This is a genomic window from Aeromicrobium alkaliterrae (assembly GCF_039529015.1).
GTDB classification, from domain to species: domain Bacteria; phylum Actinomycetota; class Actinomycetes; order Propionibacteriales; family Nocardioidaceae; genus Aeromicrobium; species Aeromicrobium alkaliterrae.
In genome coordinates this window covers 1,266,038-1,289,250 of the sequence record NZ_BAAAME010000002.1, presented here as the reverse complement: position 1 = coordinate 1,289,250, position 23,213 = coordinate 1,266,038, and the positions used below count along the sequence as shown (strand labels likewise).

At 71.8% G+C, this 23,213-nt stretch carries 25 protein-coding genes, 2 tRNA genes and 1 other RNA gene; 16 read left to right on the top strand and 12 right to left on the bottom strand.

Going from position 1 to position 23,213, the window contains the following annotated elements; all coding sequences use genetic code 11:
* Positions 1-61 precede the first annotated feature (61 nt).
* On the bottom strand, positions 62-574 hold the full coding sequence (locus ABD127_RS07490) for a hypothetical protein (protein WP_344199385.1): 513 nt from the start codon (positions 572-574) through the stop codon (positions 62-64).
* 56 nt (positions 575-630) lie between these two features.
* A complete protein-coding gene (locus ABD127_RS07485; protein ID WP_344199383.1) occupies positions 631-1,221 on the bottom strand; it encodes a hypothetical protein in 591 nt (196 codons plus the stop codon).
* Positions 1,222-1,290: 69 nt separating this feature from the next.
* On the opposite strand from ABD127_RS07485, the gene ABD127_RS07480 reads away from it, so the two are divergent.
* The 3 genes from ABD127_RS07480 (at position 1,291) to ABD127_RS07470 (ending at position 2,457) form a co-directional block, all read left to right on the top strand.
* Positions 1,291-1,367 (top strand) — tRNA-Met (locus ABD127_RS07480).
* Between the two features lie 16 nt (positions 1,368-1,383).
* On the top strand, positions 1,384-1,818 hold the full coding sequence (locus tag ABD127_RS07475) for a phosphatase domain-containing protein (RefSeq protein WP_344199381.1): 435 nt from the start codon (positions 1,384-1,386) through the stop codon (positions 1,816-1,818).
* Between the two features lie 117 nt (positions 1,819-1,935).
* Positions 1,936-2,457, top strand: a complete 522-nt coding sequence (locus tag ABD127_RS07470; protein WP_425545789.1) for a DUF3145 domain-containing protein — start codon at positions 1,936-1,938, stop codon at positions 2,455-2,457.
* Between the two features lie 3 nt (positions 2,458-2,460).
* Here the strand turns inward: ABD127_RS07470 and ABD127_RS07465 are convergent, their stop codons facing one another.
* Positions 2,461-3,333 carry an acyl carrier protein gene (locus tag ABD127_RS07465; protein ID WP_344199379.1) on the bottom strand — a complete coding sequence of 291 codons (873 nt, stop codon included), beginning with the start codon at positions 3,331-3,333 and terminating at the stop codon, positions 2,461-2,463.
* Positions 3,334-3,423: 90 nt separating this feature from the next.
* On the opposite strand from ABD127_RS07465, the gene ABD127_RS07460 reads away from it, so the two are divergent.
* Positions 3,424-4,365 carry an alpha/beta fold hydrolase gene (locus ABD127_RS07460; RefSeq protein WP_344199377.1) on the top strand — a complete coding sequence of 314 codons (942 nt, stop codon included), beginning with the start codon at positions 3,424-3,426 and terminating at the stop codon, positions 4,363-4,365.
* Here ABD127_RS07460 and ABD127_RS07455 read toward each other — a convergent pair.
* Together ABD127_RS07455 and aceE are read right to left on the bottom strand one after the other, a co-directional pair.
* Positions 4,314-5,426 carry a phosphatase PAP2 family protein gene (locus ABD127_RS07455; RefSeq protein ID WP_344199375.1) on the bottom strand — a complete coding sequence of 371 codons (1,113 nt, stop codon included), beginning with the start codon at positions 5,424-5,426 and terminating at the stop codon, positions 4,314-4,316. The genes ABD127_RS07460 and ABD127_RS07455 overlap by 52 nt on opposite strands.
* Positions 5,427-5,501: 75 nt before the next feature.
* Positions 5,502-8,258 carry a pyruvate dehydrogenase (acetyl-transferring), homodimeric type gene (gene aceE / locus ABD127_RS07450; RefSeq protein ID WP_344199373.1) on the bottom strand — a complete coding sequence of 919 codons (2,757 nt, stop codon included), beginning with the start codon at positions 8,256-8,258 and terminating at the stop codon, positions 5,502-5,504.
* Between the two features lie 149 nt (positions 8,259-8,407).
* On the opposite strand from aceE, the gene ABD127_RS07445 reads away from it, so the two are divergent.
* From ABD127_RS07445 to ABD127_RS07435, 3 genes are all read left to right on the top strand, one after another.
* Positions 8,408-8,794: a DUF3052 domain-containing protein gene (locus ABD127_RS07445; RefSeq protein ID WP_344199371.1), complete on the top strand. Its 387-nt coding sequence runs from the start codon at positions 8,408-8,410 to the stop codon at positions 8,792-8,794.
* A 4-nt stretch (positions 8,795-8,798) separates the two neighbouring features.
* Entirely contained in the window at positions 8,799-9,254 is a 456-nt protein-coding gene (locus ABD127_RS07440; RefSeq protein WP_344199369.1) for a peroxiredoxin, read from the top strand.
* 188 nt (positions 9,255-9,442) lie between these two features.
* Positions 9,443-9,516 (top strand) — tRNA-Val (locus tag ABD127_RS07435).
* A gap of 49 nt (positions 9,517-9,565) precedes the next feature.
* Here ABD127_RS07435 and ABD127_RS07430 read toward each other — a convergent pair.
* Complete coding sequence (locus ABD127_RS07430; RefSeq protein ID WP_344199367.1) at positions 9,566-10,771, bottom strand: PP2C family protein-serine/threonine phosphatase; 1,206 nt, start codon at positions 10,769-10,771, stop codon at positions 9,566-9,568.
* 104 nt (positions 10,772-10,875) lie between these two features.
* Here ABD127_RS07430 and ABD127_RS07425 point away from each other — a divergent pair, with 104 nt between their 5' ends.
* The 5 genes from ABD127_RS07425 to ABD127_RS07405 are packed head-to-tail and all read left to right on the top strand — an operon-like array spanning position 10,876 to position 16,193.
* A complete protein-coding gene (locus ABD127_RS07425) occupies positions 10,876-11,490 on the top strand; it encodes a TetR/AcrR family transcriptional regulator (RefSeq protein WP_344199365.1) in 615 nt (204 codons plus the stop codon).
* A gap of 34 nt (positions 11,491-11,524) precedes the next feature.
* The gene (locus ABD127_RS07420; RefSeq protein WP_344199362.1) at positions 11,525-13,624 is read left to right on the top strand and encodes a RecQ family ATP-dependent DNA helicase; all 2,100 of its coding nucleotides are present in this window, start codon (positions 11,525-11,527) and stop codon (positions 13,622-13,624) included.
* Between the two features lie 21 nt (positions 13,625-13,645).
* Complete coding sequence (locus tag ABD127_RS07415) at positions 13,646-14,800, top strand: Nif3-like dinuclear metal center hexameric protein (protein WP_344199360.1); 1,155 nt, start codon at positions 13,646-13,648, stop codon at positions 14,798-14,800.
* Entirely contained in the window at positions 14,749-15,537 is a 789-nt protein-coding gene (locus tag ABD127_RS19070) for a zinc ribbon domain-containing protein (protein WP_425545799.1), read from the top strand. The genes ABD127_RS07415 and ABD127_RS19070 overlap by 52 nt, the downstream gene beginning before the upstream one ends.
* A complete protein-coding gene (locus ABD127_RS07405; RefSeq protein ID WP_344199358.1) occupies positions 15,534-16,193 on the top strand; it encodes a histidine phosphatase family protein in 660 nt (219 codons plus the stop codon). Before ABD127_RS19070 ends, ABD127_RS07405 begins: the two co-directional genes overlap by 4 nt.
* A gap of 24 nt (positions 16,194-16,217) precedes the next feature.
* On the opposite strand, the gene ABD127_RS07400 is transcribed toward ABD127_RS07405, so the two are convergent.
* From ABD127_RS07400 to ABD127_RS07390, 3 genes are read right to left on the bottom strand one after another with little or no spacing between them, the layout of a single operon-like run.
* Positions 16,218-17,015 (bottom strand): YaaA family protein, encoded by a 798-nt coding sequence (locus tag ABD127_RS07400; protein WP_344199356.1) that lies wholly within the window; start codon positions 17,013-17,015, stop codon positions 16,218-16,220.
* Positions 17,016-17,034: 19 nt separating this feature from the next.
* On the bottom strand, positions 17,035-18,090 hold the full coding sequence (locus ABD127_RS07395; RefSeq protein WP_344199354.1) for an SLC13 family permease: 1,056 nt from the start codon (positions 18,088-18,090) through the stop codon (positions 17,035-17,037).
* Positions 18,091-18,132: 42 nt separating this feature from the next.
* On the bottom strand, positions 18,133-18,714 hold the full coding sequence (locus ABD127_RS07390; protein WP_344199351.1) for a TMEM165/GDT1 family protein: 582 nt from the start codon (positions 18,712-18,714) through the stop codon (positions 18,133-18,135).
* Positions 18,715-18,998: 284 nt separating this feature from the next.
* Between ABD127_RS07390 and rnpB the strand changes: the two genes are divergently transcribed.
* Positions 18,999-19,390: RNase P RNA component class A (rnpB, locus tag ABD127_RS07385), an RNA gene on the top strand.
* 23 nt (positions 19,391-19,413) lie between these two features.
* A complete protein-coding gene (locus tag ABD127_RS07380; protein WP_344199348.1) occupies positions 19,414-19,854 on the top strand; it encodes a hypothetical protein in 441 nt (146 codons plus the stop codon).
* 13 nt (positions 19,855-19,867) lie between these two features.
* On the opposite strand, the gene map is transcribed toward ABD127_RS07380, so the two are convergent.
* The gene (gene map / locus ABD127_RS07375; RefSeq protein ID WP_344199345.1) at positions 19,868-20,722 is read right to left on the bottom strand and encodes a type I methionyl aminopeptidase; all 855 of its coding nucleotides are present in this window, start codon (positions 20,720-20,722) and stop codon (positions 19,868-19,870) included.
* 51 nt (positions 20,723-20,773) lie between these two features.
* On the opposite strand from map, the gene ABD127_RS07370 reads away from it, so the two are divergent.
* A complete protein-coding gene (locus tag ABD127_RS07370; RefSeq protein WP_344199343.1) occupies positions 20,774-20,965 on the top strand; it encodes a hypothetical protein in 192 nt (63 codons plus the stop codon).
* A gap of 11 nt (positions 20,966-20,976) precedes the next feature.
* A complete protein-coding gene (locus ABD127_RS07365) occupies positions 20,977-21,270 on the top strand; it encodes a hypothetical protein (protein ID WP_344199341.1) in 294 nt (97 codons plus the stop codon).
* Positions 21,271-21,295: 25 nt separating this feature from the next.
* Here ABD127_RS07365 and panB read toward each other — a convergent pair whose 3' ends face one another.
* Together panB and ABD127_RS07355 are read right to left on the bottom strand one after the other, a co-directional pair.
* The gene (gene panB / locus ABD127_RS07360) at positions 21,296-22,168 is read right to left on the bottom strand and encodes a 3-methyl-2-oxobutanoate hydroxymethyltransferase (RefSeq protein WP_344199339.1); all 873 of its coding nucleotides are present in this window, start codon (positions 22,166-22,168) and stop codon (positions 21,296-21,298) included.
* 94 nt (positions 22,169-22,262) lie between these two features.
* Positions 22,263-23,138 carry a formylglycine-generating enzyme family protein gene (locus ABD127_RS07355; RefSeq protein WP_344199337.1) on the bottom strand — a complete coding sequence of 292 codons (876 nt, stop codon included), beginning with the start codon at positions 23,136-23,138 and terminating at the stop codon, positions 22,263-22,265.
* Positions 23,139-23,213 lie beyond the last annotated feature (75 nt).

Sequence of the window (23,213 nt, the reverse complement as noted above, 5' to 3'; positions counted from 1 at the left end):
CACCGGACACACGTACATCTCACGCCCACCCCGCCCCCACCGACGCACGTGAGGTGACGGGTCAGCCGACCTCGCCCGTGATGATCCCGGCCAGCTCGGCCACACCCGGCGCGATGTCAGTCGTGAAATCACCGATGCCGACGGCGAAGACGGTGTCGCCCGCCAGGACGACGTACTCGTTCTGGGCCAGATCGCCCGGGTAGAACGCCTCGTCACCGAGATCCACCGGCGTCAACGGACCACGGTTCGCCTCGTACCCGGCCTTGAGCGCGTCCCAGTCGTCGGCGTCGCCGAAGTAGTAGACCTCCACGAGGGTCACCGACGCCCCGGAGAGCGTGTACTCGCAGTTGCGCGCCTCGCCCGGCTCCGCGCTCTCCACGGTGCCGCCGAAGACCTGTGCGACGGTGTCCTCGGTCGTGAGGTCGCACGGCGAGACGTCGCTGGGGCTCGCCGGGGTGCCCGTGTCGGACGAGGTGCTCGTGTCATCGTCGGTCCCCGCGTCGCTGTCGCCGCCTCCGCAGGCGGACAGTGCCAGCACGGCGACGAGGGCGAAGGGAGCAAGGAATCGGCGCATGAGCAGCATCATGAACCTCGATCGCGCCTGAGGTCCGCGATTTCGCCGAACTCGTGTCAGGCGCCGTCGATGGCCTGCTGCTCGTCGACCCGCTTCTTGATGCGGCCCATGCCGGGCAGCTTGGCGAGCATCAGGTTGAGCTCGCGTGTCACGTCGAGCATGTCGTGGATGTCGGGCGCGACCGTCTTGAGGTTCGTGATGATCGGCAGGATGTCGGCGTCGAGCCGCTCCACGAGGTGGGGGAGCTGGTCGATCAGCGAGACGAGCGCGTCGACCTCCTTCGGGTCGGTCGTCTCGGAGAGCCGCTCGAGCGTCGGGTAGAGCTTCTCGAGGGCCGGTGCGAAGCGGTCGATCAGGCCCTCCGCCCGCTCCAGGGTGGGTTCCACGCTGGCCACTGTGCCGGCGGTGCGCACGATCACGACGTTCGCGGCGTCGACGGTCTCGTTCGTCCGGGCCACGACCTCGTCGGCGGCCTGCCGCGTCTGGTCGATCTCGTCGACGAGGACGGCGGCCCGCGCCACCAGCGCCTCGGCCGCGTCGAGCAGGGCCAGGGCGCGGGGGAGCGCCGACACCAGCCCCTCCGCGAGGGCGGGGCCCCGCGCGGCGAGGGCGACGACGTCGCGGGGATCGGGGAGGGGGAGGCGCATCTCGTCAACGTACTCAGCGCGTCCACGTGCCGCTCGTCGAGAGCGGCACCACTAGGGTGGTCGGACCCGGGGGAGGTAGCTCAGCCGGTCAGAGCAGGGGACTCATAATCCCTGGGTCGCGGGTTCGAGCCCCGCCCTCCCTACCAGTGCGACACTGCTGGCATGAGTCGCGACGCGGTGATCCTCGACCTCGACGGCACGCTGGTCGACACGTCCGGGGTCGAGCACCTGATCAGGGGCGAGGACAAGGACTTCAAGGCCTTCCAGGAGGCTGCCGTCGGCTGCCCGCCGAACCCGGCGATGGTCGAGGTCGCACGCGAGCAGGCCGCTGCGGGTCGGGCCGTCCTGGTCGTGTCGTCGCGCGAGTTCATCTGGCTCGACCACACGCTCGACTGGCTCGTGCAGCACGAGGTCCCGCACGACGCCGTGTACCTGCGGATCGTGGGCGACTACCGCCCCGACGTGGAGGTCAAGCGCGAGATCCTGACCGCGATCGGCGACGACGGCTACCGCGTCCTGGAGGCGTGGGACGACAAGGAGCGGGTGTCCGCGATGTGGCGCGAGGAGGGCATCACGGCCCACGACATCGGCTGCTGACCGGGATTGCAGTTGGCAGGTCGCGACCTGTCGGGCAGAATGGGAGCGTTGGTGTGCACGGGCACGTCGGCTCGAGAGGTGCTGGGGAAGGCTTCTACTCGAGACCGGGAGGTTCCCATGAGCATGGCCGACAGCGCCGCTGTGCGCTCTGCGCGAGGTGTGGTGTTCATCCACTCCGCGCCGTCCGCGTTGTGCCCGCACATCGAGTGGGCCGTCACCGGCGTGCTCGGTGAGGGAGCCGAGCTGGCCTGGCAGGCCCAGCCCGCCGAGCCCGGCACCTACCGCGCCGAGCTGTCCTGGAGCGGCCCCGTCGGCTCCGGCGCCGCCGTCGCGAGCGCGCTCCGCGGCTGGGACCTCGTGCGCTTCGAGGTCACCGAGGACGCCACGGCGTCGTCGGAGGGCTCGCGCTACTCCTACGTGCCTGAGCTCGGCATCTTCCACGCCGTCGTCGGCGTCCACGGCGACATCGTGATCCCCGAGGACCGCATCAAGGCCGTGCGCGAGCGGGCCTCCCGCGGAGACGTCAGCCTCGACGAGGCGCTCGACGCGCTGCTCGGGGTCCGGTGGGACGCCGAGCTCGAGCCGTTCCGCCACGCCGGGGACGGCGCGCCGGTGCGCTGGCTGCACCAGGTGGTGTGAGGCTCAGCCGATCGTGACGGCGACCGACGGGGTCGCCTCGCCGGTCGGCAGGTGGATCAGGCGCCACTCGCGGGCCCCGGTGCGCGAGGTGTAGACCTCGGCGGAGAAGCCGCCGTCGGCGCCCGTCGTGAGCTTGACGGGGAAGTCGTCCCAGTCGCCGCCCGCGTCCTTGACCTGGACCTGCAGCTCGGCGCCGGGCCCGACCGCGGGGATGGCCCCGGTCAGGGTGAAACGCTGACCCGGCGGGACCGTTTGTGACGACGCCGCGAGGCTGGGCTCGGGTGCGGCGGACTCCGGCGGCTCGGTGTCCTCGCTCGGAGTGGGGGTCTCGGTGGGCGTCGGCGTGGGTTCGGTGTCGGCCGGGGCCGACGAGATGGGCGGCAGCTCGGTGGTGCCGAGGCCGGTCGAGCTCAGCAGCGCCGAGGCGCCGAGGCCGAGGGCGCCGCCCACGATGGTGCCGATGACGACCATCGTCAGGACCGTCGTGATGGCACCGGCGGTGAAGCGCTTGCGGTTGAGGGGCACGTCGTGGCGCGAGGGCCCACCGTCCTCGGGGGCGTCGGCGCCGGCCCCGACGACCGCAGCGGCCGCGACCGGATCGGCGTCGGGCGTCTGTGCCCACGCAGGAGGGGTGGCGCCGTCGTGGTGCACGACCGACCGGACGACGTCCTCGATCGTGCGCATCGCGTCGACGGCCTCGTCGGAGAGGTACAGGTCGTAGCGGCGGCCGAGCTCGTCGGCCAGCTCGACGGTCAGCAGCGAGTCGACGCCGAGCTCCTTGAGCCGGCTCGTGCGCTCGATCGCCGTCATCTCCGTGCCGGTGAGACGGACCACGAGGTCGACGACCGTCGCCCTGACCTCCCCCTCGGACACCATGCGGGCATCCTACCGGCGTGACCGGCCGGGACGGACGTAACGTCGCTGCAACGGGTCGCCCCTACGATGACGCGAGTGATCAGCCCCCCGGTGAGCACGGAGCTCCAGTTCGTCGTCGTGCACGGGTATCGCCGCGCATATCGCAAGGTCGGCAGCGGTCCCACGCTCCTGCTGATCCACGGGATGGCCTGCGACTCGACCACGTGGGACCGCGTGATCGGGCCGCTCTCGGAGCACTTCACCGTGATCGCGCCCGACCTGCTGGGCCACGGGGAGTCGGACAAGCCCGACGGCGACTACTCGATCGGCGGGTACGCCAACGGCATGCGTGACCTGCTCACGGTGCTCGGCGTCGACAAGGTCACGATCGTGGGGCACAGCTTCGGTGGCGGTGTCGCGATGCAGTTCGCCTACCAGTTCCCCGAGCGCACGGAGCGGGTCGTGCTGGTCTCCAGCGGCGGTCTGGGGCGTGAGGTCACGCCGCTCATCCGGGCTCTGACCCTGCCGGGCGCACCGCTCGTGATGGCGGTCGCGACGGCCCGGGCCTGGCGCCCCTTCGTCGCGGCGGGCCTGCGAGGACTCTCGGCCACCGGGATGAGCGCGACGCGCGACCTCGGCGAGGTCGCCCGCATCTACGAGTCGTTCGCCGAGCCGCGCTCGCGCGCCGCCGTGCGCCGGCTGACGAGCCACGTGCTCGACTGGCGCGGCCAGTACGTCACGATGACCGACCGCACCTACCTGGCCCAGCTCATGCCCGTCATGGTCGTGTGGGGCCGTGACGACCGGGTCATCCCGGCGAGCCACGCCGTCAACGCCGAGCACCACTCACTGACCGACGTGCGGCTCCTGGACGACGCGGGCCACTTCCCGCACCGCGACCACCCCGAGCGGTTCGTCGCGATGGTCACGGAGTTCGTCGCGGAGAACCCGCCGGCCACCTACCACCGGGGCAAGTGGCGCGCGATGCTGCGCCGCGGCGATCAGGCCGTGCTGACCACCGTGTCGGAGTCGTCCTCGCCCGCCGTGGTCTGAGCCTTCTGCTGCTCGGCCTCCGGGTGCGGACGGACGTCCGGCACCTCGACGTCGGGGTGTCCGGCCGCGGCCCTGGCCTTCTGCCGTTTGGTGTTGCCGGTGGCCCAGGCGCCCACGTACACCGAGATCACGCCGATCAGCAGGCCCGCGAGGTCGTCGGAGACGTAGTGCCAGCCGAAGTACACCGTCGCCAGGACGGTGCCCGCGAAGTACACCCAGGCGATCGTCCGCAGGAGCGGGTGGATCTTGGTCATGGTGAAGAACAGGCAGGCCGTGAACACGACCGAGACGTGCAGCGAGGCAAAGCCGGCGATGCCGTAGATGCTGCTGCTCTGCTCGTTCTCGATGACGTCGCGCCCGGCCCGGAACAGCGAGCGCTGCAGCTCTGAGGCCGGGGTGCCGTCGATGACCTCGAACCGGGTCGGGAAGGCGAACGCCGGGCCCACCGTCGGCAGGATGTAGTAGCTGATCGTGCCGAGGATCCAGTTCAGGCTCAGCGCGGTCGCGTACCAGGCACCGATCGAGATGTCGCGGTTCAGCACGAGGTAGGCGCCGAGGGTGATCGGGATCAGCATCAGGTAGCTGACGTAGATCACCGCGATGATCTGGGCGACGATGCCCGTGCCCATGACGCTGTGCAGCAGGTCCGACGGGTAGTTGCCGAAGAAGAGCCAGTGGTCGAACCGCTCGAGCTCGAGGTCCCACGTCGGCGGACGCAGCTCCGGGAGGTACCCCTTGAGGTTTCGGTAGCTCACGTACGACGTGTAGAACGCCAGCAGGCCAGCGGCGATGTAGCCGAAGCGGGCCCAGGTCCAGTCGGTGCGGATGACCTCACGCACGCCCCAGACGACCCGCTTGAACCCGTAGCGCCCGATGGCCTGCGGGATGATGCCCGCGGCGAAGAACAGCATCGCCAGCAGCGGCAGCCGGACGTAGGCGGGGCCGAGGAAGCCCTCGGGGTCGCGCATCGGGATGTCGAGGCGGACCGAGAAGCTGACCGCGATGATCGCGAAACCCAATGCCACGATGCCGATGAACGTGTACGGGTTGCGGCGCAGCATGCCCGACATCCTAATGGTGTGCGTCTGAGAGGGCTCTCAGACGTCGGTCGGGCATGCCGCGGCGTGGGTCACGTCTCAGGCGTCGCCGCCCTCCTGCGCGACGCCGGCGACCGCCATCGGGTCGTCGATGCGGAAGCGCTCGGCGGCCTCGCGGACCACCGAGGCGTCGACCTTGCCCTCGCGGAACAGGCCGGTCAGGGTCGCCACGACGATCGACTCGGCGTCGATCTGGAAGTAGCGACGGGCGGCCGCGCGGGTGTCGGCGAAGCCGAAGCCGTCGGCGCCCAGGGCGATCCACGGGCCGGGGACCCAGCGGGCGATCTGGTCGGGCACGGCGCGCATGTAGTCGCTCACCGCGACCGTCACGTCCACCTCGTCGCTCAGGGCGCTCGTGACGTACGGGACGGCCTGCTCGGCCTCGGGGGAGGCGAGGTTGGCGCGCTCGGCCTTCGCGGCGTCGCGAGCCAGCTCGTTCCACGAGGTGACCGACCAGACGTCGGCCTTGACGTCGAAGTCGTCCGCGAGGATCTGCTGGGCCTTGAGCGCCCACGGCACCGCGACGCCCGAGGCGAGGATGCGCGTCGACGCGTCGCCGCCCTCGGCCGCCTGGAACTTGTAGGCGCCCTTCAGCAGGCCGTCGACGTCGATGCCCTCGGGCTGGGCCGGCTGCACGAGCGGCTCGTTGTAGACCGTCAGGTAGTACAGGACGTCCTCGCCGTGCGGGTGGTCCTCGCTGCTGCCGTACATCCGCTCGATGCCGGCCTGCACGATGTGCGTCAGCTCGAACGCCCAGGCCGCGTCGTAGTGCACGACGGCCGGGTTGGTCTGCGCGATGAGCGGCGAGTGGCCGTCGGCGTGCTGCAGGCCCTCGCCCGTCAGCGTCGTGCGGCCGGCGGTGGCGCCGATCAGGAACCCGCGCGACAGCTGGTCGGCCATCGCCCAGATCGAGTCGGCGGTGCGCTGGAACCCGAACATCGAGTAGAAGAGGTAGACCGGGATCATCGGCTCGCCGTGCGTCGAGTACGCGCTGCCGGCCGCCGTGGCCGACGCGACGGCGCCCGCCTCGCTGATGCCCTCGTGGAGCAGCTGGCCCTGCGCGGACTCCTTGTAGGCCAGCAGCAGCTTGCGGTCGACCGACTCGTACGTCTGGCCGTGCGGGCTGTAGATCTTGGCCGACGGGAACATCGAGTCCATGCCGAACGTGCGGTACTCGTCGGGGGCGATCGGCACGATGCGCTTGCCGATCTCCTTGTCCTTCATGAGGTCGCGCAGGAGGCGGACGAACGCCATGGTCGTGGCGATCTGCTGCTTGCCCGAGCCCTTCTTGAGCTCGGCGTACACGTCGTTGCCGGGCAGCTTGACGGGGGTGGGGTCGACCCGACGCTTCGGCAGCGAGCCGCCGAGCGACTCGCGGCGAGCCAGCATGTACTGGATCTCCTCGCTGTCGGCGCCCGGGTGGTAGAACGGCGCGAGATCCTGGTCGATCTGCTCGTCGGTGACCGGGATGTTGAGGCGGTCGCGGAAGCCCTTGAGGTCGTCCTTCGTGAGCTTCTTCATCTGGTGCGTGGCGTTGCGACCCTTGAAGGAGTCGAGCAGCCAGCCCTTGATCGTGTGGGCGAGGATCACGGTCGGCTGGCCCGTGTGCTTCGTGGCGGCGTCGAAGGCCGAGTAGACCTTGCGGTAGTCGTGGCCGCCGCGGGGGAGGCGCTCGATCTGCTCGTCGGACAGGTGCTCGACCATCTGCTGCAGGCGCGGGTCGGGGCCGAAGAAGTTCTCGCGGTTGTACGCGCCGGTCTCGACCGAGAGGGTCTGGAACTGGCCGTCGGGCGTGCGGTTCATCTGGTTGACGAGGACGCCGTCGGTGTCACGGGCGAGCAGGTCGTCCCACTCGCGGCCCCAGACGACCTTGATGACGTTCCAGCCGGCTCCGCGGAAGTAGGCCTCGAGCTCCTGGATGATCTTGCCGTTGCCGCGCACGGGGCCGTCGAGCTGCTGCAGGTTGCAGTTGACGACCCAGGTGAGGTTGTCGAGCTCCTCGCGCGCCGCGATGCTGATCGCGCCGAGCGACTCGGGCTCGCCCATCTCGCCGTCGCCGAGGAACGTCCAGACGCGCTGCTGGCTCGTGTCCTTGATGCCGCGGTGGTGCAGGTAGCGGTTGAACCGCGCCTGGTAGATCGAGTTGATGCCGCCGAGGCCCATCGAGACCGTGGGGAACTCCCAGTAGTCGGGCATCAGGCGCGGGTGCGGGTACGACGACAGGCCCTCGCCCTCGCCGTGCGACTTCTCCTGGCGGAAGCGGTCCATCTGCGTCTCGGTGAGGCGACCCTCGAGGAACGAGCGGGCGTAGATGCCGGGCGCGGCGTGGCCCTGGAAGTAGATGTGGTCGCCGCCGCCGGGGTGGTCCTTGCCGCGGAAGAAGTGGTTGAAGCCGACCTCGTAGAGGCTCGCGGCGCTCTGGTAGCTGGCGATGTGACCGCCCACGCCGAGACCGGGGCGGTTCGCGCGCGAGACCATGACGGCGGCGTTCCAGCGGATGAACGCGCGGATGCGGCGCTCGATGGCCTCGTTGCCGGGGAACCAGGGCTCGCGCTCCGGCGGGATCGTGTTGATGAAGTCGGTGCTGCGCAGGGCCGGGACACCGACCTGACGCTCGCGGGCCCGCTCCAGCAGACGCAGCATCACGTACCGCGCGCGGTCGCGTCCGCGCTCGTCGACCATCGCGTCCAGCGAGGCGACCCAGTCCGAGGTCTCGTCGGGATCGATGTCGGGAAGCTGGGTGGGGAGGCCCTCGTGGATGACGGGGCGACGATCGTTCGAGCCGGATTGCGGCATGGTGACTCCCTAGAACTGTCTTGTGGACCCTCCCATCCTTCCACGCACTGTTCGCTAGGGTGAGACCGGGAAGGCTGCGGTTTTCCTTACTTTTCAGTAGGTTTTAAAGGTCTGCCGGGATCCCGGCGACATCCGACGGAAGGAGCAGTGTGGACGCGGCGAAGTTGGGGTTCGAACCCGACACGGTCATCCAGGAGCTGGGATGGGATGACGACGTCGACGACGCGCTGCGCGCCGCTGTCGAGACCGTCTCCGGAAACCAGCTCGTGGACGGCGAGGTAGGACTCGTGGTCGACGGGGTGATCCTGTGGTGGCGCGACGGCGACGGCGATCTGGCCGATGCGCTGATGGACGCCCTCCAGGACCTGGTCGAGGGCGGGTCGATCTGGCTGCTCACGCCCAAGGTCGGGCGCCCCGGGTACGTCTCGGGTGCCGACATCGGCGAGGCGGCCCCGGTGGCGGGCATGTCCACCACCACCACGTCGTCGGCCACCGACGACTGGGCGGCGACCAAGCTCTCGACGCACAAGCGCTGAGCGCGTGAGCATCGAGATCGGTCAGCAGGCACCGGACTTCACGCTCAAGAACCAGCACGGCGAGGACGTCTCGCTCGCGGCCCTGCGGGGCCGCACGGTGGTGCTGGTCTTCTACCCGTTCGCGTTCACCGGCGTCTGCACCGGCGAGCTGTGCGAGCTCCGCGACAACGTCGCCGACCTCACGGCCGACGGGGCGGAGATCCTCGCGATCTCGTGCGACCCGCGGTTCGCGCTGCGCGTCTTCGCCGACACCGAGGGCTACGAGTTCTCGCTGCTGAGCGACTTCTGGCCGCACGGCGAGGTGGCGCGGGCGTACGGCGTGTTCCACGAGAAGGTGGGCGCCGCGGTCCGGGGCACGTTCGTGATCGACGGCGAGGGCGTCGTGCGCTGGAAGGTCGAGAACGCCATCCCCGACGCCCGATCGCTCGACGACTACCGGGCCGCGCTCGCCGCGATCTGAGGCCTCCCGCGCCCCGCAGTGCTGGCCAGTTGGCCAGAATTCGCCGTTTGGGTGCGGAGTGAGCCAGGTATGCGCCACGATGGGTCTCGCACGGCCGCCCGGGACCCGAGACCCTGGCGGCCGTGTCTTTTTCTGCCCGGCATCCCGGCCCTCCCGGACTCCCGTGGGGTAGGGTGCGGTCGGTTCCAGGGCGAATAGCTCAGCTGGTCAGAGCGTCCGGTTTACACCCGGAAGGTCGGGGGTTCGAGCCCCTCTTCGCCCACTCGACGCGAAGCGTCGCTCTGAGGTGGGGCGAGCCCCTCTTCGCCCACTCAGGTCCGGCGCACGACGAGCAGGGCGATGTCGTCCTCGGCGAAGTCGTCGCCGATGGTGCTCGTGATGAGGCGGCTGCAGGCGGACTCGGGGTCGTCGTCGGGGGAGAGGAGTCCTCCGACGAGGTCGATCTGCTCGTCGACCGAGGGGATTCCCGGTCGGCTCGCGTCCCGACGCTCGACGAGGCCGTCGGTGTAGAAGCAGAGGATCGCACCGGCGGGGAGCGACAGGTGCGTGACGTGCCGCTCGAACTCCGCGACGCCGAGCATCGGGTCCTGGGTCACGTCGAGCGCGTGGGACTCGGTCCCCGGAGCGGCCAGGAGCGGCGGCCAGTGGCCGGCCGAGCTGATCGCGATGGTGTCGTAGGGCGGACGGACCACGGCGTAGACGACCGTGGCGAAGGCGTCGTCCTCGAAGTGTCGGATCTTGCGGTCGAGCTGCTCGAGCACGCGAGCGGGGTCGTCGTGCTCGAGGGCGTAGGCGCGCAGGGCGCTGCGGAGGCGGCCCATCACGACCGCGGCGGGCAGGCCGTGGCCCACGACGTCGCCCATGACGAGCCCGACACCGCCGCCGGGGAGGTTGAAGACGTCGTACCAGTCGCCCCCGAGCTCACCCTCGGCCGGCACGTACCGTGCTGCGGTCTCGAGGTCGCCGATCCTGCGCGGGGTGGTGGGCAGCAGGCTCCGCTGCAGCACGAGCGCTGCGTCGTGGGCACGGCGAGGGGTGGCCGCGTCGGCGATCGTGGCGACGCGATCGGCGATGTCCCGGAGCGCAGTCACGTCGTCGGCACCGAAGTCGCGCACGTGGGACGCACCCACGTGCAGGACGCCGACGAGGCGAGCCGCCGTCAGCACGGGGACGCCGAGCACGCAGCGGATGCCGGCGGCACGCAGCAGCGGGTTGATGACGGTGTCGCGGGAGACGTCGACGCTCAAGGGCTGACGCGACAACGCGATCTGGCCGGCGAATCCTTCGCCCACGGCGACGCGGGACGCGGCGCGGATCGACTGGCGGAGTCCGAGGGAGACGTGGGGCTCGAGCACGGTCCCGGCCTCGTTCACGAGCAGCAGGGAGACCGACTGCGTACCGAGCCGTTCGCGAGCCTCGTCGAGCAGCGCAGTCAGCGCCGGGTCGATGGTGCTGATGGGCCGCGCCTGCGGCGGGACGTCCGGACCCGGGGTGTCCGGCACGTCGAGGATGCTCACCGTCGGAAGGTACCCATCTCGGGCCCACTCAGACGGACTCGGTGCGGCCGTGACGTCGGATGCACTCCTGTATCGGGATCCAGTGCGGGTGTACGGTCGCCGTCGTGACGACCAAGCGCCGCGAAGCCACCCGTGAACGCCTCGTGGAGGCGGCGCGGGAGCTGCTGGCCGAGATCGGCATCCAGGGCGCGACGGTCGAGTCGATCTGCGAGCGGGCCGGGTTCACGCGCGGCGCGTTCTACTCGAACTACGCCACCAAGGACGAGCTGATCCTCGAGATCTTCGATCGCGAGAAGGTCCAGATGATCGCGCTGATGCAGTCGGCCGTCGAGTCGGAGATGGGCGGCGACGAGGACGGCGTCCCGGCGGCGATCCGCGCGGTCGACCGGTTCCTCGCGGCCTACCCGCGCGACCGCAAGAGCTTCCTGGTGCACCTGGAGTTCGTGACGCACGGCATCCGCGAGCGCGCGGTCGCCGAGGTCTACCGCCAGGTCTGGGTCGAGACCCGCGACGACATCCAGCGCGTGCTCGAACGCGGTGTCGAGCTGCTGGGCGGCCGGCTCCTGGTCACCTCGGAGCAGGCCGTGACGCTGCTGATCGGTGCGTACGAGATGGCGATGCGCGACGCGCTGCTGGAGTCGGACGCCGACGAGGCCGACCTGACGCAGCTCGAGGAGCTCGTCGCGGCCCTGTTCACGGCCCTCGTCGTCCACGACTGACGGGGTGTCAGAGCCGCCTGACACGATGGCGGGCATGACGGCGACGAGCACGACCGACGAGGCCCTGCACGCCCTGCGACGGCTCACGGGGCGCGACGACGCCACGTTCCACGACGGCCAGCTCGAGGCCATCACGGCGCTCGTCGACGAGCAGCGTCGCGCCCTGGTCGTGCAGCGCACGGGCTGGGGCAAGTCGGCCGTGTACTTCATCGCCACCTCGCTGCTGCGTCAGCGCGGGGCCGGGCCCACCCTGCTGGTCTCGCCGCTCATCGCGCTGATGCGCGACCAGGTGGCCGCGGCGGAGCGGGCCGGCGTGCGCGCGGTGTCGATGAGCTCGGCCAACGCCCACGAGTGGGACGCGGTGCGGGCCCAGCTCGCGGCCGACGAGGTCGACGTCCTGCTGGTCTCGCCCGAGCGCCTCACCAACCCGCGCTTCCGCGAGGAGCAGCTGCCCGAGCTCCGCCGCCGCACGGGCCTGCTCGTGGTCGACGAGGCGCACTGCGTCTCCGACTGGGGCCACGACTTCCGTCCCGACTACCGGCGCCTGTCCGACCTGGTCGCCTCGATGCCCGAGGGCGTGCCCGTGCTGGCCACCACGGCCACCGCCAACGCCCGCGTGGTCGAGGACGTCGCCGAGCAGCTGGGCGACGACGTCCTGACCCTGCGGGGCTCCCTGGCGCGCACGAGCCTGCGCCTCGGCTGCCTCACGCTGGGCTCGGCCCGCGAGCGCCTCGGCTGGCTCGTCTCGCACCTGGGCGACCTGCCGGGCAGCGGCATCATCTACACGCTCACGGTCTCGGCCGCCGAGGACACGGCCCGGCTCCTGAACGAGGCGGGGCACGGCGTCGCGGCCTACACCGGCCGCACCGACCCCGACGAGCGGGCGCGGCTCGAGCAGGCGCTCAAGGACGACGAGGTCAAGGCGCTCGTCGCCACCAGCGCCCTCGGCATGGGCTTCGACAAGCCCAACCTGGGCTTCGTGGTGCACGTCGGTGCGCCGTCCTCGCCCGTCGCCTACTACCAGCAGGTGGGCCGCGCCGGCCGTGCCACGGAGTCGGCCGACGTGCTGCTGCTGCCGGGGCGCGAGGACGCCGAGATCTGGCACTACTTCGCCACCGCCTCGATGCCGACCCAGGCCAAGGTCGACCAGGTCCTGGGCGTGCTGGGACCCGAGGCGATGTCGGTGCCCGCCATCGAGGCGCGGGTCGACCTACGCCGCACCGGGCTCGAGCTGCTGCTCAAGGTGCTCGACGTCGACGGCGCCGTGCGCCGGGTGCAGGGCGGCTGGGTCTCGACCGGTCAGCCGTGGGTCTACGACGAGGACCGGTACGCCCGCATCGCGCAGGCCCGGCTCGACGAGCAGCAGGCCATGATCGAGTACCAGCGCGCCACGACGTGCCGCATGGAGCTGCTGCAGCAGCACCTCGACGACCCCACCGCCTCGCCGTGCGGGCGCTGCGACGTCTGCGTCGGCCCCTGGTACCCCACGTCCACCGACGGCGCGGCGGTCGAGCAGGCCAACGCCTCGCTCGACCGCGTCGGCGTCCCGGTCGAGCCGCGCGGGCAGTGGCCCTCCGGCATGCGCAACCTCGGAGTCGAGGTCTCGGGGCGCATCGACGTCGCCGAGCGGCCCGAGACCGGGCGCGTCGTCGCCCGCCTCACCGACCTCGGCTGGGGCGGTGCCCTGCGCGAGATCTTCGCCGCCGGAGCCGACGACGCGCCCGTGCCCGAGGCTCTGCTCACGGCGGCGGCCCGGTCGTTGCGCGACTGGGGCTGGCGCGAGCGGCCCGTCGCCGTCGTCGCCGTGCCCTCGGTCAAGCGGCCGCTGCTGGTCGCGTCCGTCGCGGAGGGGCTCTCCCACCTCGGGCGCCTCCCGCTCCTGCCGCCGCTCGACCTCACGCCCGGCGCGCCGGACGCCACCCCCACGGGCAACAGCGCCTTCCGCCTCGCCGCGGTCTGGGAGCGCTTCGTCGCGAGCGAGCAGCTGCGGGCCGAGCTCGAGGCCACCCGCGGGCCCGTCCTCCTGGTCGACGACCTCGTCGACAGCCGCTGGACCCTCACCGTCGCCGCGCGCACCCTGCGTCAGGCCGGCGCCGACTCGGTCCTGCCGTTCGCCCTCGCCTCGGTCGGATGACGCGCCGATAGGCTGCCTCCCATGCCCACGCTGCGTGACGTCGTCGCCGTCCTCGACGGTCTGTACGACCCCCGCTGGGCGGAGCCCTGGGACGCGGTCGGCACGGCGGTCGGCGATCCGGACGCCGAGGTCCGGCGCATCCTGCTGGCGGTCGACCCCGTGCAGGCCGTCGCCGACGAAGCCGTCGCCGGTGCCTTCGACCTGGTGCTGACGCACCACCCGCTGTGGCTCTCCGGTGTCACCTCGGTCGCGGCCTCCGACCCCAAGGGGCGGGTCGCCCACACGCTGATCTCGCACGGCATCGCGCTGCACACGTGCCACACCAACGCCGACGTGCCGCCGCTCGGGGTCTCGGCGTCGATGGCGGCGGCCTTCGGCCTGCGCGACGTCCAGCCGCTCGAGGTCTCGACCGCAGGAGCGCCCGACGTCTGGACCGTCTTCGCGCCCCGCGACGCCGCGGACGAGGTCCTGGCCGCGCTGCACGGCGCCGGTGCGGGTCGCTACGACGGCTACGACAGCGCCGCCTTCCGCTGGCCCGGCACCGGGCAGTTCCGCCCCCTCGACGGCGCCCAGCCCGCGATCGGCAGCATCGGCGACCTCGAGCAGGTCGACGAGGTCGCCCTGCGGGTCGTGGCACCTCCGGGCGTCCGCGAGGCCGTGCGCTCGGCCCTGCTGGCCGCTCACCCCTACGAGGTCCCTGCCTACGACGTCGTCGAGGCCGAGCCCGCACCCACGGACCGCGGGATGGGCCGCATCGGCACGCTTCCCGAGCCGCTCCCGCTGGAGCGCTTCGCGGCCCTGGTCCGCGACGCTCTCCCGGCGCACGGCGGTGCCACGCGGTTCGCCGGCGATCCCGGTCGGCTCGTGCGCACCGTGGCGCTGTGCGGCGGCTCGGGCGACTTCCTGCTGGGTGCCGCCACCGCGGCGGGCGCCGACGCGTACGTCACGTCAGACCTCAAGCACCACGCCGTCAGCGAGCACCTCGAGCGGCCCGGAGCCTGCGCCGTCGTCGACGTGCCGCACTGGGCGGCCGAGTGGACCTGGCTGCCGGTCGCGGCGGCCGCACTCGTCGAACGCCTCGGCGCTACCGTGGAGGCCCACGTGTCGACGACCGTCACCGATCCCTGGACGTCCACCCTCGTCCACGACCACCTCTCACACCGGAGCCCACGCTGAAAGCCGCACCGCACGACCAGCGCACCCTGCTCGACCTCGCCACCTGCGACGCTCACCTGAGCCAGCTCTCGCACCGGCGGTCGGCGATCCCCGAGCTCGCGATCCTGGCCGAGGCCACGGCCGACGAGGCGCGCCTGGACGATCGCCGCATCGAGCTCGACACCCTGGTCGGCGACCTGCGACGCGAGCTGCGCCAGGCCGAGGCCGAGGTCGAGCTGGTCCGCACGCGGCGCACGCGCGACGAGCAGCGCCTGAACTCCGGCGCGATCTCGAACCCGAAGGACCTCACCAACCTCGAGCACGAGATGCAGGCGCTCGAGCGTCGCATCACGACGCTCGAGGACGAGGAGCTCGAGGTCATGGACAAGTTCGAGACCGCCGAGAGCGAGCTCAGCGGCGTCCTCGAGGAGCTCGAGGCCGTGCGCTCCAAGATCGCCGAGGTCACGGTCACGCGCGACGCCACGTTCAGCGACCTCGACGGCCAGAGCGGCGAGCTGGCCGCCGAGCGCAGCATCCTGGCGGGCGGTCTGCCCGACCCGCTGGTCGCGCTCTACGAGAAGGTCCGCGCCCAGTACGGCTCCGGTGCCGCTGCGCTGCGGGCCCGCGCCTGCGAGGGCTGCCGCCTCGAGATCAACGGAGCCGACCTGCGCGAGATCGCTGCAGCTCCCGACGACGAGGTCCTGCGCTGCCCCGAGTGCAGCCGCATCCTCGTGCGGACGGCCGAGTCGGGGCTGTGACCACGAGCTCGATCGGCGCTGGGTGGCGCGGTCGGCTCGACACCGATCCGACCGTCATGGTGCTCCTGCGCCACGGCGTCACCGACAACACGGTCCGCAAGCTGTTCTGCGGCAGCGGTGGGTCCGACCCGGGCCTCAACGACGAGGGGCGCGCGCAGGCGGCCCGCGCTGCCGCGTGGATCGCCCGGCACCACCAGGTCGACGCCGTCGTGTCGTCGCCCCTGCAGCGCACGCAGGACACGGCGGGCTTCGTCGCCCGCGAGCTGGGCCTGGACGTCGCGATCGAGGACGGCGTGGCCGAGGCCGGCTTCGGCGACTGGGACGGCCACACGTTCGCCGAGATCATGGAGCGCTGGCCCGACGAGATGTCGGCGTGGCTCGGCTCGACCGCCGTGGCTCCGCCGGGCGGCGAGACGTTCGACGCGGTCTACGAACGCGTCGTGGCCGCCCGTGACCGGATCGTGGAGACCTATGCGGGCAAGACCGTCGTGGTCACGAGCCACGTCACGCCGATCAAGATGATGGTGCGCCACGCCCTCGGGGCCCCGATGTCGGCCATCCACACGCTCGAGCTGGCTCCGGCGAGCATCAGCACGGTCGTCTGGTGGCCTGACGCACTCCCGTCGGTCCGCAACTTCTCCGTCGTGCCCGAGTAGGCACCTCGACCGCCCGTGGGGCGGTCAGGCACCGGGGTGGTCGGCCTCGGTCGTCACGACGTCGAGCTGGGTGGGCTTGCCCGGGGAGACCGCGGGGCGCTCCACGTGCCAGCCGAGGTCGGACCACACGTCCACCAGCTCGTCGACCGTGGCGGGCTCGGCGCCCGACTGCAGCAGCGCGCGGACGAGCTGACCCTTGGTGGCCTTGTTGAAGTGGCTCACGACCTTGCGCACGCCGTTCGCCTCGTGCAGCACCCGGACCGTCACGGTGCGATCGGCGATCGCGGCCTCGGGCTTGCCCAGGCTGACGTAGGTGCCGGAGCGCAGGTCGATCAGCAGCCCGTCGCCCGCGGCCTGGGTCAGCTCCTGCGGCAGCCTGGCGCGCCAGCGGGAGGCGACGGGTCCGAGGCGGGGCAGGGAGACCCCGCCGGACAGGCGGTACGCCGGGATCGGGTCGTCGATGCGCAGCGCGCCGAACAGGGCGCTGGCCACACCCACGGTCCGGGAGGCGCGCTCGCGCGCCGCCGCGTCCAGCGACGCCAGGTCGAGCTCGCCGAACAGCACGCCGGTGTACACCTCGGCGGCGGGAGCGCAGGGGAGCTCCCACAGGCGGGCGTCGGCCTCGATCGCGTCGGCCTGCGTGGGACCGAGCCCCAGGACCTCAGCCGCGCGCTTCGAGGAGCCGGAGGCCAGTCGGACCAGGGCCCGGGACAGCTGCTCACGGACCGGCGTCAGGCGCGGGAACGAGAGTGCCTCCAGGTCGAGGGCCGGGCCCGCCGACGGGGACGTCTTGCCTTCGGACGGGGGCAGCAGCACGAGCACCGGACGAGCCTAGGGCCCGCTAGGCGACGACGAGCGACCAGGCCCAGAGCACCGTGGCGCTCAGCACGACCAGTGGAGGGGTCGTCAGCAGGCCGAGACGGTGGAACTGCCCCCAGCCGACGCTCTGGCGCCCGCCGGAGCCCCGCCACAGCAGGTTCGCGAGCGACCCGATCGCCGTCAGGTTGGCGCCGACGTTGACGCCGATGAGCAGGGCCGCGACGCCGACGGGACCGGTCGCCGCGGCGGCCGGGAGCAGCAGCAGGGTCGCCGGCAGGTTGTTGACGACGTTGGCCACCAGCATCGAGACGACGGCGATGCCGACCAGCGCGCTCCACGACGTGCCGTGCGGAAGCAGGTCGGTGATCCAGTCACCGGCGGGCGTGCCGGCCGCCCACGTGACGACCCAGCCCCACGCGATCACGAGCCCGGCCAGGGGGAGGTTCGCCGCTGCGAGCAGGTCGCGCCACGTCGAGGCGCGGGTCGCCAGGGCGTGCACGCCGATGATCAGCGCCCCGGCGGTCGCGACGATCCACGGCTTCTCGCCGGCCGCGAGGCCGCACAGCACGGCGATGACGACGCCGGCCGGCACCAGGGGAGTGGCCGGCGCGGCCCCGGTGGGCGGCACGGGCACCGGGTCGCGGCGGCACCACCAGGTCACCAGGGCGATCTCCGCGACGACCCCGACGAGCCACACCGGTGCCATCACGCGGGCGAACTCCAGGAACGCCCAGCCCGTCGCGCCCACCGCGAGCAGGTTGGTCAGGTTCGAGATCGGGAGCAGCGTCGAGGCGGTGTTCGCCAGCCGCACGCTGAGGAGCGAGCCGCGGCGGGCCATCCCGGCGGCGAGCAGCACGGGCGTCAGCAGCACGACGGTCGCGTCGAGCGTCAGCACGACGGTGACGCCGGCCGCCAGGAGGCCCGCGGCGACGGTCAGGCGGCGCGGGTCGCGCGACGCCCGTGCGACGAGTCCGCCCCAGGCGTCGAACAGGCCCTCGTCGGCGCACGCGCGCCCGAGCAGCGTCATCGCCACGAGAAAACCCACGACCTCGACGAGAGAGCCGAGGTCGTGGGTCACGGGCCGAACCTAGCGCGCTCGGCCAGGCGCGATCGGGCGCGGTCAGACGTTGTTGACGCCCTCCAGGACCAGCACGACGGCGAAGATCGCGAACGCCGCGGCGGCGCCGTAGCGGATCGCCTTCTCGGGCAGCTTCTTGCCGAGGACGGCGCCGACCACGATCGCGAGCGCGTCGGCGGCGACCATGCCGACGGTGCTGCCGATCCACACGCCGACCCAGTCGTTGTCGACCGCGAGCGTGATGGTCGCGAGCATCGTCTTGTCGCCCAGCTCGGCGAGGAAGAACGCCAGGCCGACCGCGAGCAGCGCCTTGCCGCTGGCGTTCTTCGCCTTCTGCGCCTCGTCCTCGGTCAGCTCGTCGCCCCGCAGGGTCCACAGCGCGAAGCCGAGGAACGCGACGCCGGCCGCGATCGAGATCCAGCCCTGGTACTCGGAGAACGCGTCCCCGATCCAGTACCCGATCCCGACCGAGGCCAGGTGGACGATCGCCGTGGCGGCCGTGATCCCCAGGATCACGTCGCGGGCGCGGTAGCGGGACGCGAACGTCATGGCCATGAGCTGGCTCTTGTCGCCCAGCTCGGCCACGAAGATGACGGCAGTGCTCAGCAGCAGTGCGTCGAACATGAAAAAGGGCTCCTCGTCTTCCGGACGAAGAGCCTCGTGCTGACGAGTCCTCGACCGGATTCGTCGTGCAATGACAGTTCCGGTCGAAAGTCTCGTCCGCCAGCCGTGATCGATCTCGGGGCTGGCTCACCGCACCGGAGTCCTGATGGAGCGACTCAGTATGTCGACGCAGTGATTGGGGACTACTCCCTTTCGCTCCGGAGAGCCTACGGGCCCCGCGGCGGCCGGGGCAAGCGAGTGTGGCCGACGCCACGGGCGGAGGTGCGTAGGATGGGCGACGCGAATGAGCCGGCCGGGCGGCCGCGGCACCGCCTCCGGGCGGCGCTGAGGAAAGTCCGGACTCCACAGAGCAACGGTGGTGGCTAACGGCCACCCACGGCGACGTGCGGGACAGTGCCACAGAGAACAGACCGCCGATGGCCCCCCTCTTCGGAGACGGGGAACAGGTAAGGGTGAAACGGTGAGGTAAGAGCTCACCAGCGGTGTCGGTGACGGCACCGGCTCGGTAAACCCCACCGGGAGCAAGACCACGAGGATCTTCGGATCTGCGCTGACGGGCTGCTCGCCCGACGTCAGCGGGTAGGTTGCAGGAGGCGTCCAGCAATGGGCGTCCCAGATGGATGGTCGCCCAGGGCTCCGGCCCAGACAGAATCCGGCTTACAGGCCGGCTCATTCGCCCCGAACGAACCAGGAGTGAGCGTGAACAGTCGACGCTACCTGCGCCGGTCGCTCGTCTCGTCGGTGCTGCTGCGGCTCCTGGTGATCGCGCTCGTCTACCTGACGCTCGAGCTGATCACCCCGGCCACGCCCGAGGAGGAGGCCGCTGACGCGCCGGCGGCCACCGAGCCCCCGCCGGCCGGTGTCGTCTCCGACGAGTTCGAGCAGACGATTGAGGTCCAGGCCGGCAAGAGCCTGGGGCGCGCGGTCCAGGTGACGTGCCCGGACCGCATCGAGCTGATCACCGGCAACCAGGCGACCTGCGTCATCTCGGAGGCCACCGAGGAGGCGGCGCCGGTCGGCACGCCCATCGGCGACGCGCTCGTCACGATCACGGGTGACCCGGGCGAGGCGAGCCGCGTGAAGTGGAAGTGGGAATCCGTCACGCCGTCGGTCTCCGGCATCACGCCCGAGCCGCTCTGAGCTCGCCCCCGCCTCAGGGCAGGGTCAGGATCTCCGCACCGGAGTCGGTGACGAGCAGGGTGTGCTCGAACTGCGCCGTGCGGGCTCCGTCGCGCGTGACCGCGGTCCAGTCGTCGTCCCACTGGTCCCACTCGATCGTGCCGAGGGTCAGCATGGGCTCGATCGTGAACGTCATGCCGGCCTCGATGACGGTCGTGGCGCTCGGGTCGTCGTAGTGCGGCACGATCATGCCGTCGTGGAACGCCGGGCCGACGCCGTGGCCCGTGAAGTCGCGCACGACGCCGTAGCCGAAGCGCGCCGCGTACGACTCGATGACGCGGCCGATCACGTTGAGCTGGCGCCCGGGACGCACCGCCTTGATCGCGCGGAGCGTGGCCTCGTGCGTGCGCTCGACGAGCAGGCGCGAGGTCTCGTCGACGTCGCCCACGAGATAGGTCTTGTTGGTGTCGCCGTGCACGCCGCCGCGGTAGGCCGTGATGTCGATGTTGACGATGTCGCCGTCCTCGAGCGGGCGGTCGTCGGGGATGCCGTGGCAGATGACCTCGTTGACGCTGCTGCACAGCGACTTGGGGTAGCCGCGGTAGCCCAGCGTCGACGGGTAGGCGCCGTGGTCGAGGAGGAACTCGTGGCCCACCCGGTCGAGCTCGTCGGTCGTGACGCCCGGGGCGATCGCGGCCTCGACGGCGTCCAGCGCCTGCGCCGCGATGCGGCTCGAGACGCGCATCGCCTCGATCGTCGCGGCGTCGCGGACGGCGGGGCCGTTGTAGGGCAGCGGAGCGACCTGGCCGACGTACTCCGGCCGCTCGATGCCGCTCGGCACGGATCGCGTCGGGCTGATGGTTCCGGGGGTCAGGAGGTCGCTCGGCACCGCAGGAGTCTATCGGGGTGCGGGTGGCGCTCCCTGGGGCAGAATGCGGACATGGCCTACTACTTCTGCCTCAAGCACCACACCGTCGAGGGTGAGGACGGCTGCCGCGCGAAGGACCGGCTCGGCCCGTACGACACCGAGGCCGATGCGGCCAACGCGCTCGAGAAGGTCGCCGAGCGCAATGAGGAGTGGGACGACGACCCGAAGTGGAACGACAAGCCGGCCGCCGACGAGACCTCGTGAAGCCGGGGTCCATGAAGCCGGCGACCCGTGCGCCGGGCCGCAGGCGGGTCGACCTCGACCGCACGGGCCCGTGGATCGCGGCGATCGGCCTGCTGGCCGTCCTGTGGCTCGTCGTGTCGACGACCCTGTACGCCCCGTGGTGGGGCGTCGTCCTGCACCTGCTGGTGCTGGCCGGCTTCGTGGCGCTCTACGCCCGACGCGTCCGCGTCCGGCCCGCGTCGACCGTCTGGATCGCCGCAGCGGCGTTCCTGGCCTGGATCGCCGTCAACGCCGTCGGTGTGGGCCTGCTCGGCTGGCGCCTCTGACCCACCGCCGGTGGTGGCGTCGGGGTCAGGAGTCGAAGGTGTGCTCCGGGCCGGGGAAGGTGCCGGCGGCGACGTCGGCGGCGAACTCCTTCGCGGCCCCGTCGACGATCGTGTGCAGGTCGGCATAGCGCTTGACGAAGCGCGGTGCGCGGCCCGTGCGCAGGCCGAGCATGTCCTGCCAGACCAGCACCTGGGCGTCGCACTCGGGCCCGGCGCCGATGCCGATCGTGGGGATGCGCAGCTTCTGGGTGATGTCGGCGGCGATCGGCCCCGGCACCATCTCCATGACGACGCCGAACGCGCCGGCCTCCTGCACCGCGATCGCGTCCTGCATCAGCCGGTCCGCGGTCTCGCCGCGGCCCTGGACCCGGTAGCCGCCGAGCGCGTGCTCGGACTGCGGGGTGAAGCCGATGTGCGCCATGACGGGCACGCCGCCCTTGGTCAGCAGCTCGATCTGGGGGGCCATCTCGGCGCCGCCCTCGAGCTTGACCGCGTGGGCGCGGCCTTCCTTCATGAAGCGCACGGCCGTGTCGTACGCCTGCTCCGGGGAGCGCTGGTAGGAGCCGAACGGGAGGTCGGCGACGACGAGCGCGCGGTGGGCCGAACGCGTCACGGCGCGCACCAGCGGCAGCAGCTCGTCGACCGTGACCGGCAGCGACGACTCGTAGCCGTAGACGTTGTTGGCGGCGGAGTCGCCGACCAGCAGCACCGGGATGCCGGCGGCGTCGAAGGCCCCGGCCATGTACTGGTCGTAGGCGGTGAGCATGCCCCAGCGGTGGCCGTCGGCCTTCCACTGCTGCAGGTGGTGGGTGCGCACGCGCTTGACGGCAGCGGCGGCACCCGCGCCGTACGGGGCGGTCTCCTCGGCGGGCACGGGGGCAGGGGTCGACTCAGTCATGGAACTGCCTTCTTTCTCTCTCGCGGCCCCAGACGGGGTCCACGGAACAGTCCCAGCGTGGCACACGGTCACCCACGCGGGTACGTGAGGAGGGTCACCCGTTGGCGGCGAGCCGGAAGCCCGTGTGACCGAGGGCCGTGTCGGGCGTGTTGGCCGTGCGGGCCGAGGTCCGGTAGCGGCGGCAGTAGGAGTCGTGGCACAGGTACGACCCGCCGCGCAGGACCGGTCGGCGGTCCCACGCGGAGAACGGGCTGGAGGTCCACTCCCACACGTTGCCCGTGGTGTTGAACAGGCCGTACCCGTTGGGCGCGAAGGCGTCGACGGGCACCGTGCCGACCGCGCCCGCCGGGTCCGGGAAGTCGCCGACGAAGGTGTTCATGCGGGCCGTCCCGTCGGGCTCGCGCTCCGCGCCCCAGGGGAACGGCTGCTGCACGAGGCCGCCCCGGGAGGCCCACTCCCACTCCTGCTCGGTCGGGAGACGGCCGCTGGCCCAGGCGGCGTAGGCGTTCGCGTCCCGCTGGGAGACCTGCGTGACGGGGTGGTCGGCGCGGTCCTCGACCGTGGACCCGGGACCGCCCGGGTGACGCCAGCTCGCGCCCGGCACGACGTGCCACCACGGCGTGGCCGCCACCGCGCCGCGCGGCTGCGCGTCGGGCGAGACCAGCCCCGCGAAGACCAGGGCGTCGCCGAAGTGCTCGGCGTCGGTGACGTGGCCGGTCGCGTCGACGAACGCGGCGAACTCCTGCACCGTCACGGCGGTGGCGCTGATCGCGAACGGCGCGACGTCGACCTCGCGCACGGGGCCCTCACCGTCCTGCGGGTAGGCCTCGGGGGAGTCCGAGCCCATCAGCAGCGTGCCGCCGGACAGCTCGATCAGGCCGCTCGTGCAGCCGGTGCCGTCCGGCCGCACGGCGTGCGGGGGCCTCCCCACCGGTTCGCGGCCCGCCGAGGGGCTGCAGCAGCTGCTCACCCCGTCGATCCTAGGTCGCTCGGCCGCGTCTCAGGGGGCAAGACGAGCGGCGCCGGGCGCCGGTGCGGTGTTACC

Bases quoted from the DNA above. Each gene is read 5' to 3' on its own strand.
- ABD127_RS07490 (WP_344199385.1), bottom strand. From the start codon at position 574: ATGCGCCGATTCCTTGCTCCCTTCGCCCTCGTCGCCGTGCTGGCACTG.
- ABD127_RS07485 (WP_344199383.1), bottom strand. From the start codon at position 1,221: ATGCGCCTCCCCCTCCCCGATCCCCGCGACGTCGTCGCCCTCGCCGCG.
- ABD127_RS07475 (WP_344199381.1), top strand. From the start codon at position 1,384: ATGAGTCGCGACGCGGTGATCCTCGACCTCGACGGCACGCTGGTCGAC.
- ABD127_RS07470 (WP_425545789.1), top strand. From the start codon at position 1,936: ATGAGCATGGCCGACAGCGCCGCTGTGCGCTCTGCGCGAGGTGTGGTG.
- ABD127_RS07465 (WP_344199379.1), bottom strand. From the start codon at position 3,333: ATGGTGTCCGAGGGGGAGGTCAGGGCGACGGTCGTCGACCTCGTGGTC.
- ABD127_RS07455 (WP_344199375.1), bottom strand. From the start codon at position 5,426: ATGCTGCGCCGCAACCCGTACACGTTCATCGGCATCGTGGCATTGGGT.
- aceE (WP_344199373.1), bottom strand. From the start codon at position 8,258: ATGCCGCAATCCGGCTCGAACGATCGTCGCCCCGTCATCCACGAGGGC.
- ABD127_RS07420 (WP_344199362.1), top strand. From the start codon at position 11,525: ATGACGGCGACGAGCACGACCGACGAGGCCCTGCACGCCCTGCGACGG.
- ABD127_RS07415 (WP_344199360.1), top strand. From the start codon at position 13,646: ATGCCCACGCTGCGTGACGTCGTCGCCGTCCTCGACGGTCTGTACGAC.
- ABD127_RS07390 (WP_344199351.1), bottom strand. From the start codon at position 18,714: ATGTTCGACGCACTGCTGCTGAGCACTGCCGTCATCTTCGTGGCCGAG.
- ABD127_RS07370 (WP_344199343.1), top strand. From the start codon at position 20,774: ATGGCCTACTACTTCTGCCTCAAGCACCACACCGTCGAGGGTGAGGAC.
- ABD127_RS07365 (WP_344199341.1), top strand. From the start codon at position 20,977: ATGAAGCCGGCGACCCGTGCGCCGGGCCGCAGGCGGGTCGACCTCGAC.
- panB (WP_344199339.1), bottom strand. From the start codon at position 22,168: ATGACTGAGTCGACCCCTGCCCCCGTGCCCGCCGAGGAGACCGCCCCG.